This window comes from Clostridiales bacterium FE2011 (assembly GCA_017569305.1).
In the GTDB taxonomy this organism is placed as follows: domain Bacteria; phylum Bacillota; class Clostridia; order Christensenellales; family Aristaeellaceae; genus Aristaeella.
Window position 1 is genome coordinate 1255114 of sequence record CP069418.1, and the last position, 17984, is coordinate 1273097.

General features: G+C 55.0%; 14 protein-coding genes. 3 read left to right on the plus strand and 11 right to left on the minus strand.

From position 1 onward, the window contains the following. Positions 1-24: 24 nt before the first annotated feature. The 10 genes from JRC49_05925 to JRC49_05970 form a co-directional block, all read right to left on the minus strand. On the minus strand, positions 25-4497 hold the full coding sequence (locus JRC49_05925) for a PolC-type DNA polymerase III (protein QTE72350.1): 4473 nt from the start codon (positions 4495-4497) through the stop codon (positions 25-27). Then, a complete protein-coding gene (gene ispG / locus JRC49_05930; GenBank protein QTE72351.1) occupies positions 4494-5555 on the minus strand; it encodes a flavodoxin-dependent (E)-4-hydroxy-3-methylbut-2-enyl-diphosphate synthase in 1062 nt (353 codons plus the stop codon). The genes JRC49_05925 and ispG overlap by 4 nt, the downstream gene beginning before the upstream one ends. Before the next feature lie 59 nt (positions 5556-5614). Then, a complete protein-coding gene (locus tag JRC49_05935) occupies positions 5615-6649 on the minus strand; it encodes a site-2 protease family protein (GenBank protein ID QTE72352.1) in 1035 nt (344 codons plus the stop codon). A 139-nt stretch (positions 6650-6788) separates the two neighbouring features. Continuing rightward, positions 6789-7949: a 1-deoxy-D-xylulose-5-phosphate reductoisomerase gene (locus JRC49_05940; GenBank protein ID QTE72810.1), complete on the minus strand. Its 1161-nt coding sequence runs from the start codon at positions 7947-7949 to the stop codon at positions 6789-6791. A gap of 114 nt (positions 7950-8063) precedes the next feature. Continuing rightward, complete coding sequence (locus JRC49_05945) at positions 8064-8888, minus strand: phosphatidate cytidylyltransferase (protein QTE72353.1); 825 nt, start codon at positions 8886-8888, stop codon at positions 8064-8066. A gap of 149 nt (positions 8889-9037) precedes the next feature. After that, positions 9038-9802, minus strand: coding sequence for an isoprenyl transferase (locus tag JRC49_05950; protein ID QTE72354.1), 765 nt, complete (start codon positions 9800-9802; stop codon positions 9038-9040). A gap of 117 nt (positions 9803-9919) precedes the next feature. After that, a complete protein-coding gene (gene frr / locus JRC49_05955; GenBank protein ID QTE72355.1) occupies positions 9920-10477 on the minus strand; it encodes a ribosome recycling factor in 558 nt (185 codons plus the stop codon). Between the two features lie 167 nt (positions 10478-10644). Continuing rightward, entirely contained in the window at positions 10645-11445 is an 801-nt protein-coding gene (locus tag JRC49_05960) for an ABC-2 family transporter protein (protein ID QTE72356.1), read from the minus strand. Positions 11446-11450: 5 nt separating this feature from the next. Further along, entirely contained in the window at positions 11451-12203 is a 753-nt protein-coding gene (locus JRC49_05965; GenBank protein QTE72357.1) for an ABC-2 family transporter protein, read from the minus strand. Positions 12204-12281: 78 nt separating this feature from the next. Further along, positions 12282-13091: an ATP-binding cassette domain-containing protein gene (locus tag JRC49_05970; GenBank protein QTE72358.1), complete on the minus strand. Its 810-nt coding sequence runs from the start codon at positions 13089-13091 to the stop codon at positions 12282-12284. 414 nt (positions 13092-13505) lie between these two features. On the opposite strand from JRC49_05970, the gene JRC49_05975 reads away from it, so the two are divergent. From JRC49_05975 to JRC49_05985, 3 genes are read left to right on the plus strand one after another with little or no spacing between them, the layout of a single operon-like run. After that, positions 13506-14447, plus strand: coding sequence for a MoxR family ATPase (locus JRC49_05975; GenBank protein ID QTE72359.1), 942 nt, complete (start codon positions 13506-13508; stop codon positions 14445-14447). Further along, on the plus strand, positions 14444-15490 hold the full coding sequence (locus JRC49_05980) for a DUF58 domain-containing protein (protein QTE72360.1): 1047 nt from the start codon (positions 14444-14446) through the stop codon (positions 15488-15490). The genes JRC49_05975 and JRC49_05980 overlap by 4 nt, the downstream gene beginning before the upstream one ends. Positions 15491-15508: 18 nt before the next feature. Continuing rightward, entirely contained in the window at positions 15509-16741 is a 1233-nt protein-coding gene (locus tag JRC49_05985) for a hypothetical protein (protein QTE72361.1), read from the plus strand. A gap of 80 nt (positions 16742-16821) precedes the next feature. Here JRC49_05985 and JRC49_05990 read toward each other — a convergent pair whose 3' ends face one another. After that, complete coding sequence (locus JRC49_05990; protein QTE72362.1) at positions 16822-17970, minus strand: hypothetical protein; 1149 nt, start codon at positions 17968-17970, stop codon at positions 16822-16824. Between the last annotated feature and the right edge of the window lie 14 nt (positions 17971-17984).

Consider the following 17984-nt stretch of genomic DNA (forward strand, 5'->3'; position numbering starts at 1 on the left):
TCCTACTTCCTACCTCCTACCTGATCAAAACATGCTGATCTGGTTGGTTTCGCTCAGTCCTTGCAATGATCCGTGGTTACGAAGTGTTTCGATCACGGATGATCCGACTTTGCCCCGGTTCTGCAGGTCTTCAATACTGATGAACGGGCCGTCCTTCCGTGCTTCAACGATCGGAATTGCCGCGCTTTCTCCAAGGCCCGGCAGGCTGATGAAGGGACAGCGGATATTGCCGTCCTCAATCAGGAAGCGCCGGATGTCGCTCTTATAAAGATCAACAGGCAGGAAACGGATCCCGCGCATGTTCATTTCCAGGATCAGTTCCAGGCAGGTCGCGATATCCTTGTCCCTTGCGGACGGTGAATCCATGTTCCGGATTTCCTTGATCTTCTTTCTGGAATCCGCCGGCGGCAGGAGCATGGTCGATGCGTCAAAGCCGTCGCCGCGCACCGTGAAATAGGCGCAGTAGTATGCCAGCGGTTCATGCAGTTTGAACCAGGCCACACGCAGGCTCATCGTCACGTAAGCCACCGCGTGTCCCTTCGGGAACATGTACTTGATCTTCTTACAGCTGTCCATAAACCAGTCAGGCACATTCTGGTCTATCATGGCCTGTTCCATCTCAGGCTTCAGGCCCTTGCCTTTACGGACGCTTTCCATGGTGGTGAATGCCAGCTTCGGCTTCACGCCCTTGTCGATCAGGTAGTTCATAATATCGTCACGGCAGCAGACGCATTCGCTCAGTGTCGCGACGCCGGACGCGATAATCTCCTGGGCGTTGCCCAGCCACACGTCCGTACCATGGCTCAGACCGGAAATCCGCAGCAGTTCCTCCATGGTATGGGGCTTTGTCTCTTCCAGCATGCCCCGCACGAAGCCTGTACCGAATTCCGGCACGCCGTAGGTTCCGGTATTGCACAGGATATCTTCCGTTGTCACGCCCAGCGCCTCGGGAGAGGCAAACAGGCTGCGCACGCCGGGATCATCCAGCGGCACGTCCTTGAAGTTGATCCCTGTCAGCAGTTCCAGCTCATGCAGCATTGTCGGGTCATCATGACCCAGGCAGTCCAGCTTCACCAGGATGTCATGCATACTGTTGAAGTCGAAGTGTGTGGTGGTAAAGTCGCTTTCCAGGTCATCCGCCGGATGCTGTACCGCGGTAAAGTCGTAGATCTCGTATTCCAGCGGCACAACAACCATGCCGCCCGGATGCTGGCCGGTAGTCCGTTTAACGCCGGTACAGGTCAGGGCCAGACGTTCCTTTTCGGCGTTGCCCGCCTGGATCCCGCGTTCTTCCAGGTATTTCAGCACATAGCCGTATGCAGTCTTGTCCGCCAGACCGGAGATAGTACCCGCACGGAACACGTGATCGTGTCCGAACAGCTCTTCCACGTAGTGGTGAGCCCGGTTCTGGTATTCACCCGAGAAGTTCAGGTCGATATCAGGCACCTTGTCTCCCTCGAAGCCAAGGAATACTTCGAAGGGGATATCAAATCCGTCCTTGGTCAGGGGCTGGCCGCACTCCGGACAGTTCTTGTCCGGCAGGTCCACACCCACGTGATACTGGCTCTTGTCCACGTCAAAGAATCCTTTGCGGCAGTGGGTGCAGCGGTAATGCGGCGGAAGCGCGTTCACCTCTGTGATTCCGCACATCCGGGCGACCAGGCTGGAGCCGACGCTGCCGCGGCTGCCGACCAGGTAGCCGTCCTGCAGGGAACGGGAAACCAGCTTCTGGGCAATGGAATACAGCGTGCAGTAGCCGTATCCCACGATGGATTTCAGTTCCTTTTTCAGCCGTGCTTCCACGATTTCCGGCAGCGGGGAACCGTACAGTTCCTCTGCCGTATCCCAGGTCATCTGCTGGATTCTGTCCTCCGCGTCGTCCCAGAACGGCTGGAATGTATCCTCACCCTTCGGATGTTTCGGGAACAGCTTGATTTCCTCCACCTGTTCCGCGATCTTCCGGGGATTGTCAATGACGATCTCTTTTGCTTTTTCTGCGCCGAGATAGGAGAACTCCTCCAGCATCTCATTTGTCGTCTTGAAGTACAGCGGCGGCTGCAGGTCCGCGTCGGCAAATTTCATGCCCGCCTGGATAATTGCCCGGCCAACGGCGTCCTTCGGATCCATGAAATGCACGTCGCCTGTGGCCACAACCGGAATATTCAGTTCCTCACCAAGCTTGACAATTTCCCGGTTCAGATCCCGCAGTTCTTCCTCGGAGGAAGCCTGTCCGTCCCGCAGCATAAAAGCATTGTTGCCGATGGGCTGAACCTCCAGGTAATCGTAGAAGGACGCAATCTGCTTAATCCGTTCATGATCTTCCCTGTTCACCACCGCCCTGAACAGTTCGCCCGCTTCGCAGGCGCTGCCCAGGATCAGGCCTTCCCGGTACTTCTGGATTATATGCCGCGGCATATGCGGCACACGCTTGAAATAATCCAGGTGGCTGATGGATACCAGCCGGTTCAGGTTCACCAGACCGGTCCGGTTTTTCGCCAGCAGGATAATGTGCCAGCTCTCTCCGATGGCGCCGCCGGTCAGTGCGGCATTCAGGTCCTTTTCGCTAACGACGTCCGGGTGTTTCTCCCGGGTCTCCTCAAACATCCGCTGCAGGCAATGGGCTGTAGCCGTCGCGTCATGCACCGCCCGGTGGGCGTTCTTCAGGCTGACGCCCAGGTGTTTGCACAGTGCCGCCAGGCGGAAAGACTTCAGGTCCGGATACAGTTTCCGTGCATAGCTCAGCGTATCCATCACCGGCACGTCCAGTGTCCGGTCCAGGCGCTTCAGTTCCGCCTTCAGCAGGCTTGCGTCAAAGTGTGCGTTATGCGCCGCAATGGGCAGGTCACCGATAAACTCCATCAGCTTCGGCAGTGCCTCCGCCGCCTTCGGTTGTCCCTGCAGCATCACGTCATTGATGCCGGTAATGTTTGTGATTTCAGGTCCCAGCGGCTCGCCGGGATCCACCAGCTGCTCAAAGCTGTCAATCACCGTACCGTCTTCCAGTTTCACGGCGCCGATCTCGATAATTCTCGCCTTGCCGGTATTCAGGCCTGTGCTTTCAAAGTCCAGCACCACCACCGGTCCGTCATACGGCCGGTCATCCGGATCCTCAAAAACAGGCTTCTCGTCGATCAGGTAACCTTCGCAGCCGGGGATCAGCTTGATCTTTCCCTTGGCTGCCCGGAAAGCCGCCGGGTAGGACTGCAGCACGCCGTGGTCCGTCACGGCTACCGCCGGATGGCCCCAGTCTGCCGCCCGTTTGATCAGCTTATCAACCGGCGTCAGCGCGTCCATGGTGGACATATTGGTATGCATATGGAGCTCGACCCGCTTTTCTTCCGCGGTGTCCATCCGCTCCTCTTTTTCTGTTTCCACCAGGTCCCGCACGGAGATGCTCAGGTCCCTGGCAAAATTGTCATACAGGCACTCGCCGCGCACCTTGACGCACATGCCTTCCTTGATCCGGTCCACTTTTTCCCGGACGGCTGCCCGCTCTTCGTCGGTAATCGGCGTAGCTTCGGCCTCTTCCTTCTTCATGTACCGGCTGCGGTAGCGGAAGAACACCTTGCACAGGATGGAACTGGTATAGTCGGTCACCGCGAAGGTTACCAGCAGCATTTCGCCGCCCTTCAGTTCCTTCTGCTCCAGTTTGAAAACCTCGCCCTGGACCACCACCAGGCCGCTGTCGCTTTTCAGCTCCTTGATCTCCACCGGCTTGTCCGCCACGCTGCGGCCGATTATCGGCTTGCCGATGGACTTTGCGTCCGGGCTCACCGGAGAAACTTTTACCTCTGTCTTTTCTGCCGGAGCATCCTTCTTCACCGGCTTTTTCTCACCGGCAGGCTTCTTCGGCGCCGCTTCCTTTTCCGTTGCGATGCCGGTTCCGTACCGTTCCGCCATTTCTTCCGCGGTCACGGTCAGCGTCGTATTCTCGCGTTCTTCCTTCATCCGGCGCAGACGTTCTTCCCGGGTTCCCTCCACAGTCATCTCCACCCGGAGATTGGCCGCAAAGATCTCCTTGATTGCCTTGGCCAGGCTGGGCCCCACGTCGCTTTTCCGCATCACCTGCAGGCTGATATCATCCGGAAAAACCAGCGTCAGCAGGCCTTCCCCGTTCTCTCCGCCGGGAAGATCCGCTGTCTCGGTCAGCTGGTTCTTTTCCATCCGCCAGCCGATCTTGCCGATCCAGCCCCGGGCCATGGGATAGTTCCTGCGCAGGAAGTCATCCAGCACCTGGCGGTAAGGCGTCGGATCCTCCAGGAAATCCGCCTTCAGCCCAGGCGAAATAATCCGTACCGCCAGTGGACGTCCGGGGAACATTTCCCGCAGGATTGTCCCCAGCTTCAGGAATTCCTTTTCCCCTGCCAGTACGGAGCTTTCAAAGGTAATATAGGTTTTTTTCAAAGATTTGACATAGACAATTCTGGGAGATGACAGTTTTCCTGCCAGTTCCGGAATATCCCGCGCAACGCGCGCCATCAGATCTTCGTAGCTCATTGTTTCTCTGCAATAATCCTTTTTACTTCGGCAATCAGGATTTCGGCCAGATCGCCTTTCACTTTTCTCGGTTCCTGTCCCTTCACAAACAGCGCTCCGCCGTCCTTGCCGCCGGCAATGCCCACGTCTGCTTCCTTACCTTCGCCCAGGCCGTTTACGATACAACCCATCACAGCCACCTTCAGCGGAACCGTCACGTCGGAAAGCTCTGCTTCCACCCGGCGCGCAATCTGTTCCACCGGGATACAGGTCCGTCCGCAGGTGGGGCAGGCGATCAGCTGAACGCCCCGTGTCCGCAGGTTCAGGGCCCGCAGGATATCCCAGGCAGCCTTGGCTTCCGGCAGCGGATCGCCGCTCAGGCTCACCCGGATCGTGTCGCCGATCCCGTCCGCCAGCAGCGCGCCAATACCGATGGCACCCTTGATCGTGCCCTGTCCCGGCAGTCCCGCTTCCGTTACGCCCAGGTGCAGGGGGTAATCGCAGCGTTCATGCGCCAGCCGGTAAGCGTCAATCGTCAGCTTCACGTCGCTGCTCTTCATACTCAGCACAATGTCGTAAAACCCCGCTTTTTCCAGCATCCGCGCATGTCCCAGCGCGCTTTCCACCAGGCATTCCGCCGTCGGTCCGCCGTATTTTGCCAGCAGGTCTTTTTCCACTGATCCGCTGTTTACGCCGATCCGGATAGGAATGCCGTATGCCTTAGCACAATCCGCCAGTTCCCGTACCCGGGCTTCCCCGCCGATGTTTCCGGGGTTGATGCGTAGTTTCGCAATGCCGTTCTCTGCAGAGCGGATCGCCAGCTTGTAGTCAAAATGGATATCGGCCACCAGCGGTACGGGGCTCTTCGCAGCCAGTGTTTTCACCGCCTCCGCGCAGGCTTCGTCGTACACGCTAACCCGTACAATGTCGCAGCCTGCGTCATGCAGCGCGCAGATCTGCTTCAGCGTCGCTTCCGCGTCCCGGGTATCCGTGTTCGTCATGCTCTGAACCAATACAGGATTTCCGCCGCCGAGCAGGAGATCTCCAACCTTAACCGTTTTCGTCATTTTACTTCCCACCTCCTAGCCACTGCCTCGGTGGCAACTCTACACTCTTCACTCTTCACTCTGAATTTGTTTTACCCAAATATCCTCATCACGTCTCTGAATGTGAAGAAAATCATCACGCCAAACAGAAACACCATACCAATAAGGTGTACCATGGCTTCCTTCTCTGCCGGCACCGGCCTGCGGCGAACTACTTCCACCAATCCGAAAACCAGCCGGCTTCCGTCCAGTCCTGGGATTGGCAGCAGATTCATCAGACCCAAGTTAACAGAAAGCATTGCCAGCAGCCAGATAAATTCTTCCATGCCATAGGTCTTCACCCGCTGTGAAACCTCGCTGACAATTCCCACCGGTCCCCTGGTGTCCTCAAAGCCCTCGCCTTTGGTCACCATATTCTTCAGTGCTTCTATTATTGCCCCGGATACATTGACGCATAATTCCCCGGAATGTTTGAGGCCTCCGAGGAATGTTTCCGGCTCCGTTATAGCATGCGCAACATTGGCGATTACCACGCCAATACGCATTTTGTTTTCCTTCTCATCCAGAACCGGTGTCAACTCTGTTTCAAAGGTTTCTTCTCCTCTGCGGATGACCATCTTCAGCGGAGCGTCCCCTTCTTTCCAGTCTCCGATGGTATTCAGTACCGTTTCATAGGTACCGTCCAGCATATTCGCACCATTGATTTCCGTGATTACGTCTCCTGCCTGCAGTCCAGCCGAATAAGCCGGACCGGCTGCCATCACATCAGAAATATAGTGATCATATCTCACACCTGTAGTGACACCGTTTACCCAGAAAAAAACCGTTCCCACCACAAATGCCAGCACAAAGTTCATCAGCGGACCCGCAAAAATCACGCACAGCCGCTTCCACACGTTCTGCTTCGGGAAGGCACGGGGATCATCCTTGGATTCTCCCGTTGTGTCATCCTCACCATAAAAAGCGCAGAATCCACCCAGCGGAATCGCCCGGATACTGAATTCCGTTTCATATTTCCGGCTCTTCCAGCCCACAATCTTCGGACCCATTCCAACGGCAAATTCCCGTACGTCGATCTTCATCGCCCGGGCCGCCAGGAAATGCCCGAATTCATGTACTGTAATCAATATCGCCAAAAGCAGCAACGCCAATAAAATATACACGTAACTTATGTCCTCTCAAATAATTCGTTAATTCATAATGTTTGTTTAACCGTACGCCTGTACAGTCCACCGCACTCTGATGGTATGCAAAATGCCGCAGACGTTATAATTCTGAATTCTGAATTCTGAATTCTGAATTGGATACAGCTCTTGCGAGCTGATCTGCATGATAGATGTCCTCTATGCAGTTTGCCGGCAGGCCTGCCAGCTTCTCCAATGCTTTTTCCACGCGCACCGCGATCTGTCCGAAAGGAATCTCTTCCCGCAGGAAAGCGGCCACGGCCTCTTCATTTGCTCCGTTGAATACGGTGCATGCCGCTCCGCCGGCCCGCAGGCACTCCCGTGCCAGCCGCAGTGCCGGGAACTTCTCTTCATCCGGTTTTTCAAAGGTCAGGCTTCCCAGCTTGAACAGGTCGGGCGCAGGCACGCCGGTTTCAATACGTTCCGGATAGGCCATCGCGTAACCGATCGGCACCCGCATATCCGGTTCACCCAGCTGTGCCAGTACCGCGCCGTCTTTAAAGACCACCGCGCTGTGCACAATACTCTGGGGATGGACCACCACTTCAATCCGGTCCTCCGGCATATCAAACAGCCACCGGGCTTCCATGATTTCCAGTCCTTTGTTGAACATGCTGGCGCTGTCCACGGTAATCTTCGCGCCCATGTTCCAGTTGGGATGCTTCAGCGCTTCCGCCTTTGTAGCCTTCTCAATTCTTTCCTTGTCCCAGGTCCGGAAGGGGCCGCCGGAAGCTGTCAGCAGGATTTTCTCTGCTTTGTTGGTTCCGTCTGCCTGCAGGCACTGGAAAATCGCGCTGTGTTCACTGTCCACCGGCAGCAGGGGTTTCCCGGCTTTCCGGGCCAGTTCCGTTACCAGATGGCCGCCGGTTACCAGGGCTTCCTTGTTAGCCAGCAGCACCTGTTTCCCGGCCTTCAGCGCATCCATGACGCCCTGCAGTCCGGCAATACCTACAATGCTGACCAGCACCATTTCCGCGTCTGTTTCCGCAGCTGCGGCATGCAGTGCTTCTTTCCCGGAAAGGAAATGGCAGAACTTCAGGTCTTCCGGAATTTCCGCCGGATCAAAGCCATCTGTCAAGCCCGCGATTTCCGGCCGGAATTCCCGCACCTGTTCAAACAGCTTTTCCTTGCTTCCCCGGGCAGTCAGCGCCACCACACGGTACCGGTCCGGATGCCGTCTGCACAGATCCAGCGCCTGCGTTCCAATCGACCCCGTCGATCCCAGTATCGCAATCTTCTTAATCATTCAATCTTTCCTCGTTTTCCTGTACAAGTTCTTTTATTCATCAAGTCAGGAAAGTATTCATAATTATGAATTATGAATTGTGAATTATGAATTTGTACTGTTATCTGATGTTTATTTAAACATCAGATAACAGTACATAAGTACTGCCATAAACAGCACGCTGTCCAGCCGGTCCAGCATACCACCGTGTCCCGGGAACAGGTTGGAGAAATCCTTGATTCCGCTGTGACGCTTCACCAGGCTGGCAAACAGGTCGCCGATCTGACCGGCAATGCCGCCCAGGAAGCCCAAAATCAGGTAATGCCACCAGACAGGCAGCTTGGCCAGGGTCGGAGCGTCGCAGAACGCTACGCTCAGTCCGTACACCGCCATCGCGGCAATCACGCTGCCCGCCATGCCGCCGACGCTTCCGGCGATCGTCTTCTTTGGGCTGACAGCCGGGCAAAACTTCGGTCCGCCAATCGCGCTGCCCACAAACAGGGCAAACACATCTCCGAGCAGAGGCACCGCAAAAGTCAGGCATAGCAGCACAACTTCCACTGCTTTCTGGTCCGGGATCAGGCTCAGGGCCACCAGGCTCAGTCCGGGCAGCGCTACCGTCAGCAGCGGCAGCGCGCTCATGCTCAGGTCTGTCAGTTCAGGCTCCTGTCCCTTCCGGAACAGGATCACGGTAATCATCATAAACAGGCCCGCAGCCAGCAGCGGCACAATCACCTTTACGCCGAACAGCCAGGTCAGCGGCAGCGATACGCCCACGATGATCCAGGTCGGCCAGGAGACCACATGATGTCCCGCGGTTGCCAGCGCGTGATATTCTTCCCAGATCGCAAAGCAGATACAGACAAGCGTCGCCAGCGCCATGCACCAGTTCGGCAGCCACAGATTAATCGCCAGGAAAGCACTCAGCAGCAAACCCGTAATAAATCTTTGTTTCATCCCTTATTCCATCCTCTGTGAAATAATACATTTTCACGTTTCAGTTACTAGTCTGTTAATCAGCCTTTGGTTGTCATTCCGACCAAGGCCGCAGGCCGCGTGGAGGAATCCCTTGATATAATTCTGAATTATGAATTATGAATTCTTAATTATACTCTTCCTCCAAACCTTCTATTCCGGTGCGCAAACGCGTCCAGCGCCTGGTCATAGTCATGCACGGTGAAGTCCGGCCACAGCACTGTCGGGAAAACAAACTCCGCGTATGCGTTCTGGTACAGCAGGAAGTTGCTCAGCCGCTGTTCTCCGCTGGTCCGGATCAGCAGATCCACGTCCGGCTGTCCCCGGGTGTACAGATGATCGGAAATCGTCTGCTCCGTAATCTCTTCTGCCCGGATGTCACCGTTCCGTACCAGTGTGGCAATCTCCTTCGCCGCCATCACCAGTTCAGCCCGGCCGCCATAATTCACCGCGATATTCAGCCGCAGCCCCGTGTTTTTCCGGGTCCGGTTTTCCGCTTCAATCAGCGTTTCCCGCTGTTTTTCCGGCAGTCCTCCCTTGTCACCGAGAATCAGGATCCGGACGTTTTTCGCGTCCAGTTCATCAATCTCAGAAGCAAAGAAATCCAGGATCAGCTGCATCAGTGCAGCCACTTCCTCTTCAGACCGGTTCCAGTTTTCCGTGGAAAAGGCATACAGGCTCAGCGCCCCGATCCCCAGGTCATCCGTATGGCGGATAATTTCCCGCAGGGTTTCCGTTCCCTGCCGATGGCCTCGGGATACATTCAGCTTATGTTTCTTTGCCCAGCGGCCGTTACCGTCCATGATAATGGCCACATGCTTCGGCAGCTTTTCAAATTCATCCGATGTCCTCGGCGGTTTCTTCAGTGCCAGGGACAGTGCTGTCTTCAGCTTCATGCTTTTTTCCTTTCCCATATACTGCCAAAACCCGCCTCTCGGCGGGTTTTGCTCGATATCGTGCGCTTTTTGATGAACCGCTTGCGTCCGCGGTGTGCGCATGATCCCGCTTCGGCGTCAGACTTCCATGATTTCCTTTTCTTTCTTGGCGAAGATATCGTCGACTTCCTTGACGGCCTTGTCCGTAATCTTCTGCATATCTTCTTCGGCGTCCCGCTGATCGTCTTCGGTGATCTCGCTGTTCTTCTTCAGCTTCTTGATCTGCTCAATCGCGTCACGACGGATGGAGCGGATAGCCACCTTGGTATCTTCCGCGCCTTTGGACGCAACCTTGGTCAGATCCTTACGGCGTTCCTCGTTCAGTTCCGGGAAAACCAGGCGGATCAGTTTGCCGTCGTTGGACGGATTCAGTCCCAGGTCACTCTTCTGGATGGCTTTCTCCACCTGGGGAATCATTTTGGCTTCCCAGGGGGCAATCACCAGCAGCCGGGGTTCCGGAGAGGAGATGTTGCCGATCTGGTTAATGGGGGTCGGCGTTCCGTAGTAGTCCACCATAATCCGGTCCAGCAGCTGCGGATTCGCACGGCCGGCGCGCAGACTCATCATGTCCCGCTCGTATACCTCGCAGGATTTCTTCATTTTTTCTTTCGCTGTATTGATAACGTCCTGAAGCATGGGTTTCCCTCCTCGTTTCAGTATCAGAAAATGTCTGCGAATATTATACTGTTTTTTGCCTTCTCTGGCAACTGATTTTTCGTCTTCTGCACAATCCGGAGTAAGGCATCCCGCCTCACTCCGGATCGTTCATTATGAATTATGAATTATGAATTGTGAATTGGTCTTCAGCTTCCCGTCGAACGGTAAAACCTCATCGCTTTCCGGAACAGCATGTACATGATGAAAAACAGTACCAGTCCCGCAAACGGAGTCAGGAATGCGGCCCACTCCGGCCAGCCGAACAGCGGTTTCCCCAGGATAAAGGATGCCGGCACATGCATCACCAGTGCAAAAGGAGCCACCACCGTGAACAGAATCCGCAGCGGCCTCGGATAAATGTCGGAAGGGTATTCGCAGGCGCTGCGTCCGCCGTAGGTCAGCGTGTTTGCCAGCTCCACAGACTTGACGCTGTGTATGCTCATGATCGCTTCAATCATGAACAAACCCAGGATCAGCCAGAAGCTGAAGAAGATGGATTCCGCCAGCAGCAGAACCTTGGTCAGCGTCCAGCCAATCGCAGCCATCCGGCTTCCGATCATAAGGCTGACAGTTCCCACCGCAATGCAGGCAATCCGCCGGGGATCCGCCGCGCTGCAAAGCACCTGTGTCAGGATTCCCCTGGGTCTCAGCAGGATCGTATCCAGCTGACCGTTCCGCACCATGGACGGAAAGTTTCCCGTCAATCCCCGTCCGAAAATCTCTGTCAGGTAAAAAGAGACTGACATCAGCCCGAAGAAGAAATACAGGTCTCCGGGACCCCACTGGTTCAGGTGATCAAAACGGTCAATCAGCAGGATCACCGCCAGCAGTTCCCCGCCTTCCATTACCAGCTGGGCCAGGGTCTGCATCAGGAAGGAGACCGGATACTGCAGCTGGCTTTTGATCAGCATAGCCATGGAGCGTCTGTACAAACGAAGTGTGTTCATCCTCCTCAACCTCCCTGTATAATCAGTTTCCGCTGGTTTTTGTTCCAGAAAGCGCAGCCCGCCAATGCCAGAATGCCCGTCCACACCAACTGGATCAGCAGCACCTCCGGTGCCTTGCTCAGCGCATATTCTCCGGTATACAGCCGGATCGGAGCGTCCAGCAGCTGGGCATAGGGCAGCAGGGTAATCACCCGCTGCCAGCTGTCCGGGAAAAGCGTCAACGGCAGGAGATTGCCGGACAGGGTAATCATCAGCAGGTTCAGCATTCCCTGCATTCCCCGGGGATCCAGCGTCCGCATGGTAAACCCCATCGTGATGTTTTCCAGTGCGGAAACGCACAGCAATCCGAGTATCAGCGCCAGCAATGCCGCCAGCAGTGCCGGAACAGACGCAGGGAGGCACAATCCCCATCCCTCCGGCAGCAGTGCAGCAAACACCAGCATAGGCAGTGCCCGCAATACACTCCCGGTCAGCTTCTGCGCCAGAATCCGTGCATAGTAATAACCGTACAGGTGCAGCGGCCTGCACAGGTCATAGGCAATCGCTCCCGTGCGGATCTTGTCCATCAGTTCCGGATCGCTTGCCAGCAGCATCCTGAAAAAAGCCTGCTGCAGCCACACATATGTCGTCACATGGCTCAGCGGCAGCACCTGCGGTTTCCCGGCATACATCGCCCGGTAAATCGCCACCAGGATCAATCCGAAGAACATCTGGCAGATCAGCCCGCCCAGCACCGCTCCCCGGTACTGCGTCTCCATCCTTCTCCTCATCCTGAATATCGATAAATATGCCTTCATCTCTTACCTCCTACTTCCTACCTCCTATCTCCTACCTCATTAAAGTCCTAAGTTTTTGTACATCGCCGCAATAACCTGATCAATATTCTGATGTTCTTCCACCTGCACGGTCTTGGTCGTGTCATACTGCGACAACAGCTCCTGCAGTCCGCCGTCATACAGTTTGCTGCCGTGTCCCAGCACCATGACCCGGGAACACAGAGCCACGATATCTTCCATGTCGTGCGTCGTCAGCAGGATGGTGGTTCCCTTTTCCGCGTTCTCCCACCGCAGGAAGTCCCGAAGCGCCAGCTTACTCACCGCGTCCAGTCCGATGGTCGGTTCATCCAGGTACAGCAGTTCCGGACTGTGCAGCAGGCTGCCGCAAAGCTCTGCCCGCATCCGCTGGCCCAGGCTCAGCAGCCGCAGTGGAGTCCGCAGAAGGTCTCCCAGCTGCAATGCTTCTGTCAGTTCATCCAGCCGTTTTTGATAGCTGGCTTCCGGAACCCGGTAGATGTCCTTCAGCAGGGAGTAGCTGTCCAGCAGCGGCACATCCCACCACAGCTGCGTCCGCTGGCCGAACACCACGCCGATGTGGCTCACATGCTCCTTCCGGTTCTCCCAGGGAACTCTTCCGCCCACCGTCACCGTTCCGCTTTCCGGCACAAGGATGCCGGAGAGGATCTTGACTGTTGTGGACTTGCCGGCGCCGTTCGGCCCGATATATCCTACCAGCTCCCCTTTTTCGATTTCAAAGGAAACGTCCTGCAGCGCGTGCACAGTTTCTTTTTCGCGCAGCAAAGAACCCTTCTCCCGTTTTTTGCGTACAACAAAAGACTTGCAAAGATGGTCGACAAAAATATAGCTCATGAAAAAATCCTCCCGATTTATTCCCCTATGCAGTTGGGTATTCTCGAAGCGGATTATCCTGAATTCTTTTATGAATCCTGAATTATCATTGCGAAGTGCGTAAGAATATATCATATGCATTTGGAGAAATCAAGTACAAAATGTTCTTTCCAGGCCGTTTTTTTCTCCTGTATGCTCATCCTGGTCAATCGGCCTTTGATCGGCGGAAGCAGATAATGAAACAGGGTCATGCGGGAGGAATCGTCCCACAGGAACTGCCGCTGATCATATCTATCCTCCGGATCACATGACTGAAGCCTTATTTATCAATACTTTTGAAAATGGTTGCCTGCCTTGTTCAATAATGATATGATAAGGACGAAATACAGCTGGAAAACTAAATGATCACCCATTCAGCAGCAAGGAGATTTATCCATGCAAACGCAGCCTTTTGTACATCTGAAGGAAAAGATCCTCAATAATTGCAGCCGCGTTATTGTCGGCAAGGAAGAAGTGATCGAGCAGATCGTTGTCTGCCTGATCGCTTCCGGGCATATCCTGCTGGAGGATGTACCCGGAACCGGCAAAACCATGTTGCTGCGCGCCTTTGCCCGGAGCATCGGCGGCGAGTTCCGCAGGATTCAGTTCACGCCGGATCTGATGCCCTCTGATCTGACAGGCATCAATTTCTTTAATCAGAAAAAATGCGAGTTTGAGTTCCGCCCGGGTCCGCTCTTCGCGCAGGTGATCCTGGCGGATGAAATCAACCGGGCTACGCCCCGCAGCCAGTCGGCCCTGCTTGAAGTCATGGAGGAAAGGCAGATCACAGTGGATGGCGTAAGCTATGCCATGAAAGAGCCTTATCTGGTCATGGCCAGCCAGAATCCGCTGGAATCATATGGCACATTCCCCCTGCCTGAAGCACAGATGGACCGTTTTTTCATGCGGCTGAGGCTGGGATACATGACAAGGGAACAGGAGATCAGCGTGCTGCGCCGTCCGGATACACGCGTATTACTGGAGGAACTGCAGCCGGTCGTGGAGCCCGGCGAACTGGAGTCCCTTCAGGAAAGCTATTCTCAGGTTCGTGTCAATGATGATATCGCCGCTTATATGATGGATCTGGTAGAAGCCACCCGGCGCAGTGAGATGCTGATCAGCGGCATATCCACCCGCGGCAGTCTCGCCCTGTACCGTGCCTGCCAGATTCTCGCAGCGTTACGCGGACGGGATTATGTAATCCCTGAGGATGTGAAGCAGGAAGCCCCCTGCGTTCTTCCCCACAGGTTATCCCTGATCAACCAGGGCCATATTGATACTGTTCAGTTCCTTCAAAACTTGCTGGATGAGATTCCAGTCCCTCTGGAGAAAGTATGATTCCTGCCGTTCTGCTGCTTACGCTAATCTTCCTTGCACTGCTTGAGATCGCCAGTCGCCGTGCGGATCTTCGGAATCTTTATGCCTGTTTTTCCATCGATACAAAACTGTCTGAGCCTGGTGAAATCGTCACGCTGCGGTATACCGTGCGCAACAACAGTCTCCTCCCCATCATGTACGCCGGCCTTACCCTGCGTCTGGATACCGTCTTTTCCCCGGAAGAAGATGAGGACTTCATGCAGAAGCACGCCGTTTCCGATTTTGCCGGCACCTTGATCTCCCATAATTTCTATCTGGCTCCGAAACGGCAGTTCACAGGGAAACTGCGTTTCTCCATCCGTCAGCGGGGCGTATACGACCTTGGCCGGTATTATCTGGAATTCGGCGATTTTCTGGGGCTGAAGCCGCGCGTACTCTCAGATGACATAGGGATTCGCCTTATTTGTACAGCAGCGCCCTGCGACACCCCCTCCATAAAAGCCTTGGGCGGAGAACTGGGTGCCGTTTCAGTCAGGCGCTTTTTATATGATGATCCGATAATGGTTCTGGGCTACCGTGATTATTCCGGCCGCGAACCTCTGAAACAGATTTCCTGGAACCAGAGTGCCAAGACAGGCAGGATGATTGTGCGGCAGCATGATTTCACCACGGACCGTGCCGCCGTAGTTGTCGTCAACATTGATCCTACCTCCCGCAGGTTGATGGAACACTGTCTCTCCCTGACGAGCAGTGTATGCAAGCTTCTGGAAAAAGAACAGATCCCCTACGCTATGCTGAGCAACGGTGATCTTCAGTCCCTGACAGAAGGACTTGGCGCAAATCACCTGTTCTTCATTCAACGGCGGATCGGCCTGTCTCGCCATACGGGATATACAGGCTTTGCCTCTGTGATCGACGATTGCCTCCGCCGGAAAAAACACAGCTGTACCCACATTATCATAACCCCGTCCCTGGATGAAAGCACCCAGGCAGCCATCAACCGGCTTGCTCGCCATATTGACCAGGAGCCAATTGTTCTCTGTGCTGAGAAAGACATCGCATAAGAAGGAGGAGATCAATCCATGAAACAGACTTCCGTTCTCCGCGTAACGGCTGATATTTGTTTCTTTTACGCGATCCTGAGTGCGATCAGCGTTTTTCAGGCCTGGCGTCTTCCCATGGCCCTGTTCGCGGCAGCTTGTCTTCTGCTGGGCCTGGTCATTGTTCGCCTCAGCAGCCCCGTTCCGAGAATTCTCCTGGCGATTCTGCCGGGGCTCTGCTTTTTAATCGGCCCGTTCAGCCTCCTGATGATTGTTCCGCTGCTTGCATGGCTCTACTATTTCATCGTGATGGTCAGGGGGCATTTTGCCATGCCGCTGGATGAGTACCGCAGGAACTTTACCTTTATGCTGGTTGTCAGTCTGTTCTTTATAGCAGCCAACATTGCGAACGCGGCCATTTATACCCATCGTTTCATTTCAGTGGACGCGCTGATCTATATCGCGGTCTTCCTGTTCCTCGGTATTCTTGCCATGCGCCGTATGCAGATGGGGGCTGAAATGAACCTGAAATGGAGGCTGCGGAATTTCCTTTCCGTAGCCGGAATACCGATACTGGCTGTAGGCGCGGCCCTGCTTGTATTCCTGTTCCTGCGTTTCAGTCACCAGGCGCTGGCCGCGATCCTTGTTCCAGTCGGCCGGTTTTTCATCTGGCTGTTCAATAAACTGTTCCCTGTCGGGGACCAGCCGGTTGATGAAACAACGATCCTGGGAGAAATTACTTCACATAATGTCCAGCAGCAGGCAGTGGAAGCGGAACTCGGTTCCAATGGAAGAATGCAGGAAGAGCATTGGTCTGAACACGACTTTATGCTCTTTGAACAAGCTGCAGCGGTCGGCGGCTGGATCCTGCTCGGTCTCCTGCTGGTAGTGGTTCTGGTGTTGATCTGGCGTTATGCAAAGAGGAACCAGCTCAAAGAAGAAGATGAACTGCTGTATGACGAAACAGAGGACATCCCGGGAGAAAGCAGGCATCGCGGCGTCGGACGCCGCCGTATGCCCCTTCTAGCAGGGAACGCACGGCAGTTGCGGCGGGTTTATAAAACCTACCTGGAACACCGAAAAGGCAAAGGGATGAGCGTTCAACCCTCCGATACTTCCGCGGAAATCCTGAAGCATGACCCGGAAATGAGTGAAAGCGAAGACGCGATCAGGCTTCGCGAGCTTTATCTGGCCGCCCGTTACGGGAACCCCTCCGCAGTCACAAACGAACAGGTTCAGGAGGCTCAGGCCTGCCTGGAACGGATCACCGGATAATGACCCGATCCTGGATTTATACCCTTTTCCGGTTTGTTCTGAAACAACAAAAAAGCTGACCCTTTTCAGAATCAGCATGATCATTGTTTCCCGCCCTGATAGACTGTCCGGGCGGGATCTTTTTGCAGTATCCAGCGTCCGCTCATATGATCCGGCCAGCTCACGCTTTCCGGATCCTCCGTGCAATTCAGCAGCACCAGCTGCCAGGCCGTGCTTTCGGCCGTAATCCCGCTTCCCGCGATCACAGCGTCCTCAATCCGGTTCCGGAAATCCCCGGTCCGTGCGTCAAAAAACGCATGCCGTTTGAATCCGGCCATTTCATATGCGCCATAGCCTTCGCTTCCCGGCTGGGAAGCCGAAAAGCGTGCGGTAACTGCCGGACTGCTGACTGTCAGCGACGTTTCCGGCCGTTCATCCTCCTCAGGGAAAACCGTCAGGGTCCGTCCCGATCCGGACAGCAGGCTCAGCCCGCTCTTGCTGAAAAGCACGCCCTCCGTAAATCCGGCTGCCCGAAGATCCTCATCCACCAGGTCCATCAGTACCGCATCCCGCAGTACGCCGAGATCCAGCACCGGTGCGGTAATCTCCATCTCTTCAATCGCTTTTTTATACTCTGGGGACACCTGGAGGCAGATCTCTGCTTCCTCACCCTTTTCCGTGATCTCCAGCGAAAAAGTCCCGGGAGTATTGACCAGCTCGGTCAGCCTCGCGATCCGGTCCGCCTGGTCTTTGTTCACAGCGGGATCAAAATCCGTCGGATCGTCCAGATAGAGAAGCGTCTGCCATTCACCGTTCAGCGCGCCCGCAAAAACACTGTATCCGGCATTTTCTTCCGTTCTTGACAGGGCTTTCGCCAGCACCTGGCCCAGTCGCTTTGAAACAGTGACAACCTGGCCTTCACTTTCGTTCACGGAGGCCAGGTTGACGATGTCCTCATAGGTATTGCGTGCGTCCAGCAGTTCCACGTTCCGGTACAGGGATTCACTGTACGCCTTTTTTACGTTTACGGTTAAATCGCGGATAGCAGCTTCGCTGCCTTCCGCCCAGTACTGATAGGTCAATCCGCCGGCATAGGTCACAAGTCCTTTCATGGCATCAGCATCAATCGTCTGCCAGCCCGGTTCCTTGTGTCCCATCTGCTTTACACCATAGGTAAAGGAAAACACGGCCAGGGCAAAAGCCAAAAGGAAAAGAACCAGCCGGATCACATTTTTCGGTTTCCGCAGCATGGTTCTCTTCCTTT

Excerpts from the sequence above, each read along its gene's own strand:
- JRC49_05925 (QTE72350.1), bottom strand. The coding sequence starts at position 4,497 with ATGAGCTACGAAGATCTGATGGCGCGCGTTGCGCGGGATATTCCGGAA.
- JRC49_05945 (QTE72353.1), bottom strand. The coding sequence starts at position 8,888 with ATGAAACAAAGATTTATTACGGGTTTGCTGCTGAGTGCTTTCCTGGCG.
- JRC49_05950 (QTE72354.1), bottom strand. The coding sequence starts at position 9,802 with ATGAAGCTGAAGACAGCACTGTCCCTGGCACTGAAGAAACCGCCGAGG.
- frr (QTE72355.1), bottom strand. The coding sequence starts at position 10,477 with ATGCTTCAGGACGTTATCAATACAGCGAAAGAAAAAATGAAGAAATCC.
- JRC49_05960 (QTE72356.1), bottom strand. The coding sequence starts at position 11,445 with ATGAACACACTTCGTTTGTACAGACGCTCCATGGCTATGCTGATCAAA.
- JRC49_05965 (QTE72357.1), bottom strand. The coding sequence starts at position 12,203 with ATGGAGACGCAGTACCGGGGAGCGGTGCTGGGCGGGCTGATCTGCCAG.
- JRC49_05970 (QTE72358.1), bottom strand. The coding sequence starts at position 13,091 with ATGAGCTATATTTTTGTCGACCATCTTTGCAAGTCTTTTGTTGTACGC.
- JRC49_05975 (QTE72359.1), top strand. The coding sequence starts at position 13,506 with ATGCAAACGCAGCCTTTTGTACATCTGAAGGAAAAGATCCTCAATAAT.
- JRC49_05980 (QTE72360.1), top strand. The coding sequence starts at position 14,444 with ATGATTCCTGCCGTTCTGCTGCTTACGCTAATCTTCCTTGCACTGCTT.
- JRC49_05985 (QTE72361.1), top strand. The coding sequence starts at position 15,509 with ATGAAACAGACTTCCGTTCTCCGCGTAACGGCTGATATTTGTTTCTTT.
- JRC49_05990 (QTE72362.1), bottom strand. The coding sequence starts at position 17,970 with ATGCTGCGGAAACCGAAAAATGTGATCCGGCTGGTTCTTTTCCTTTTG.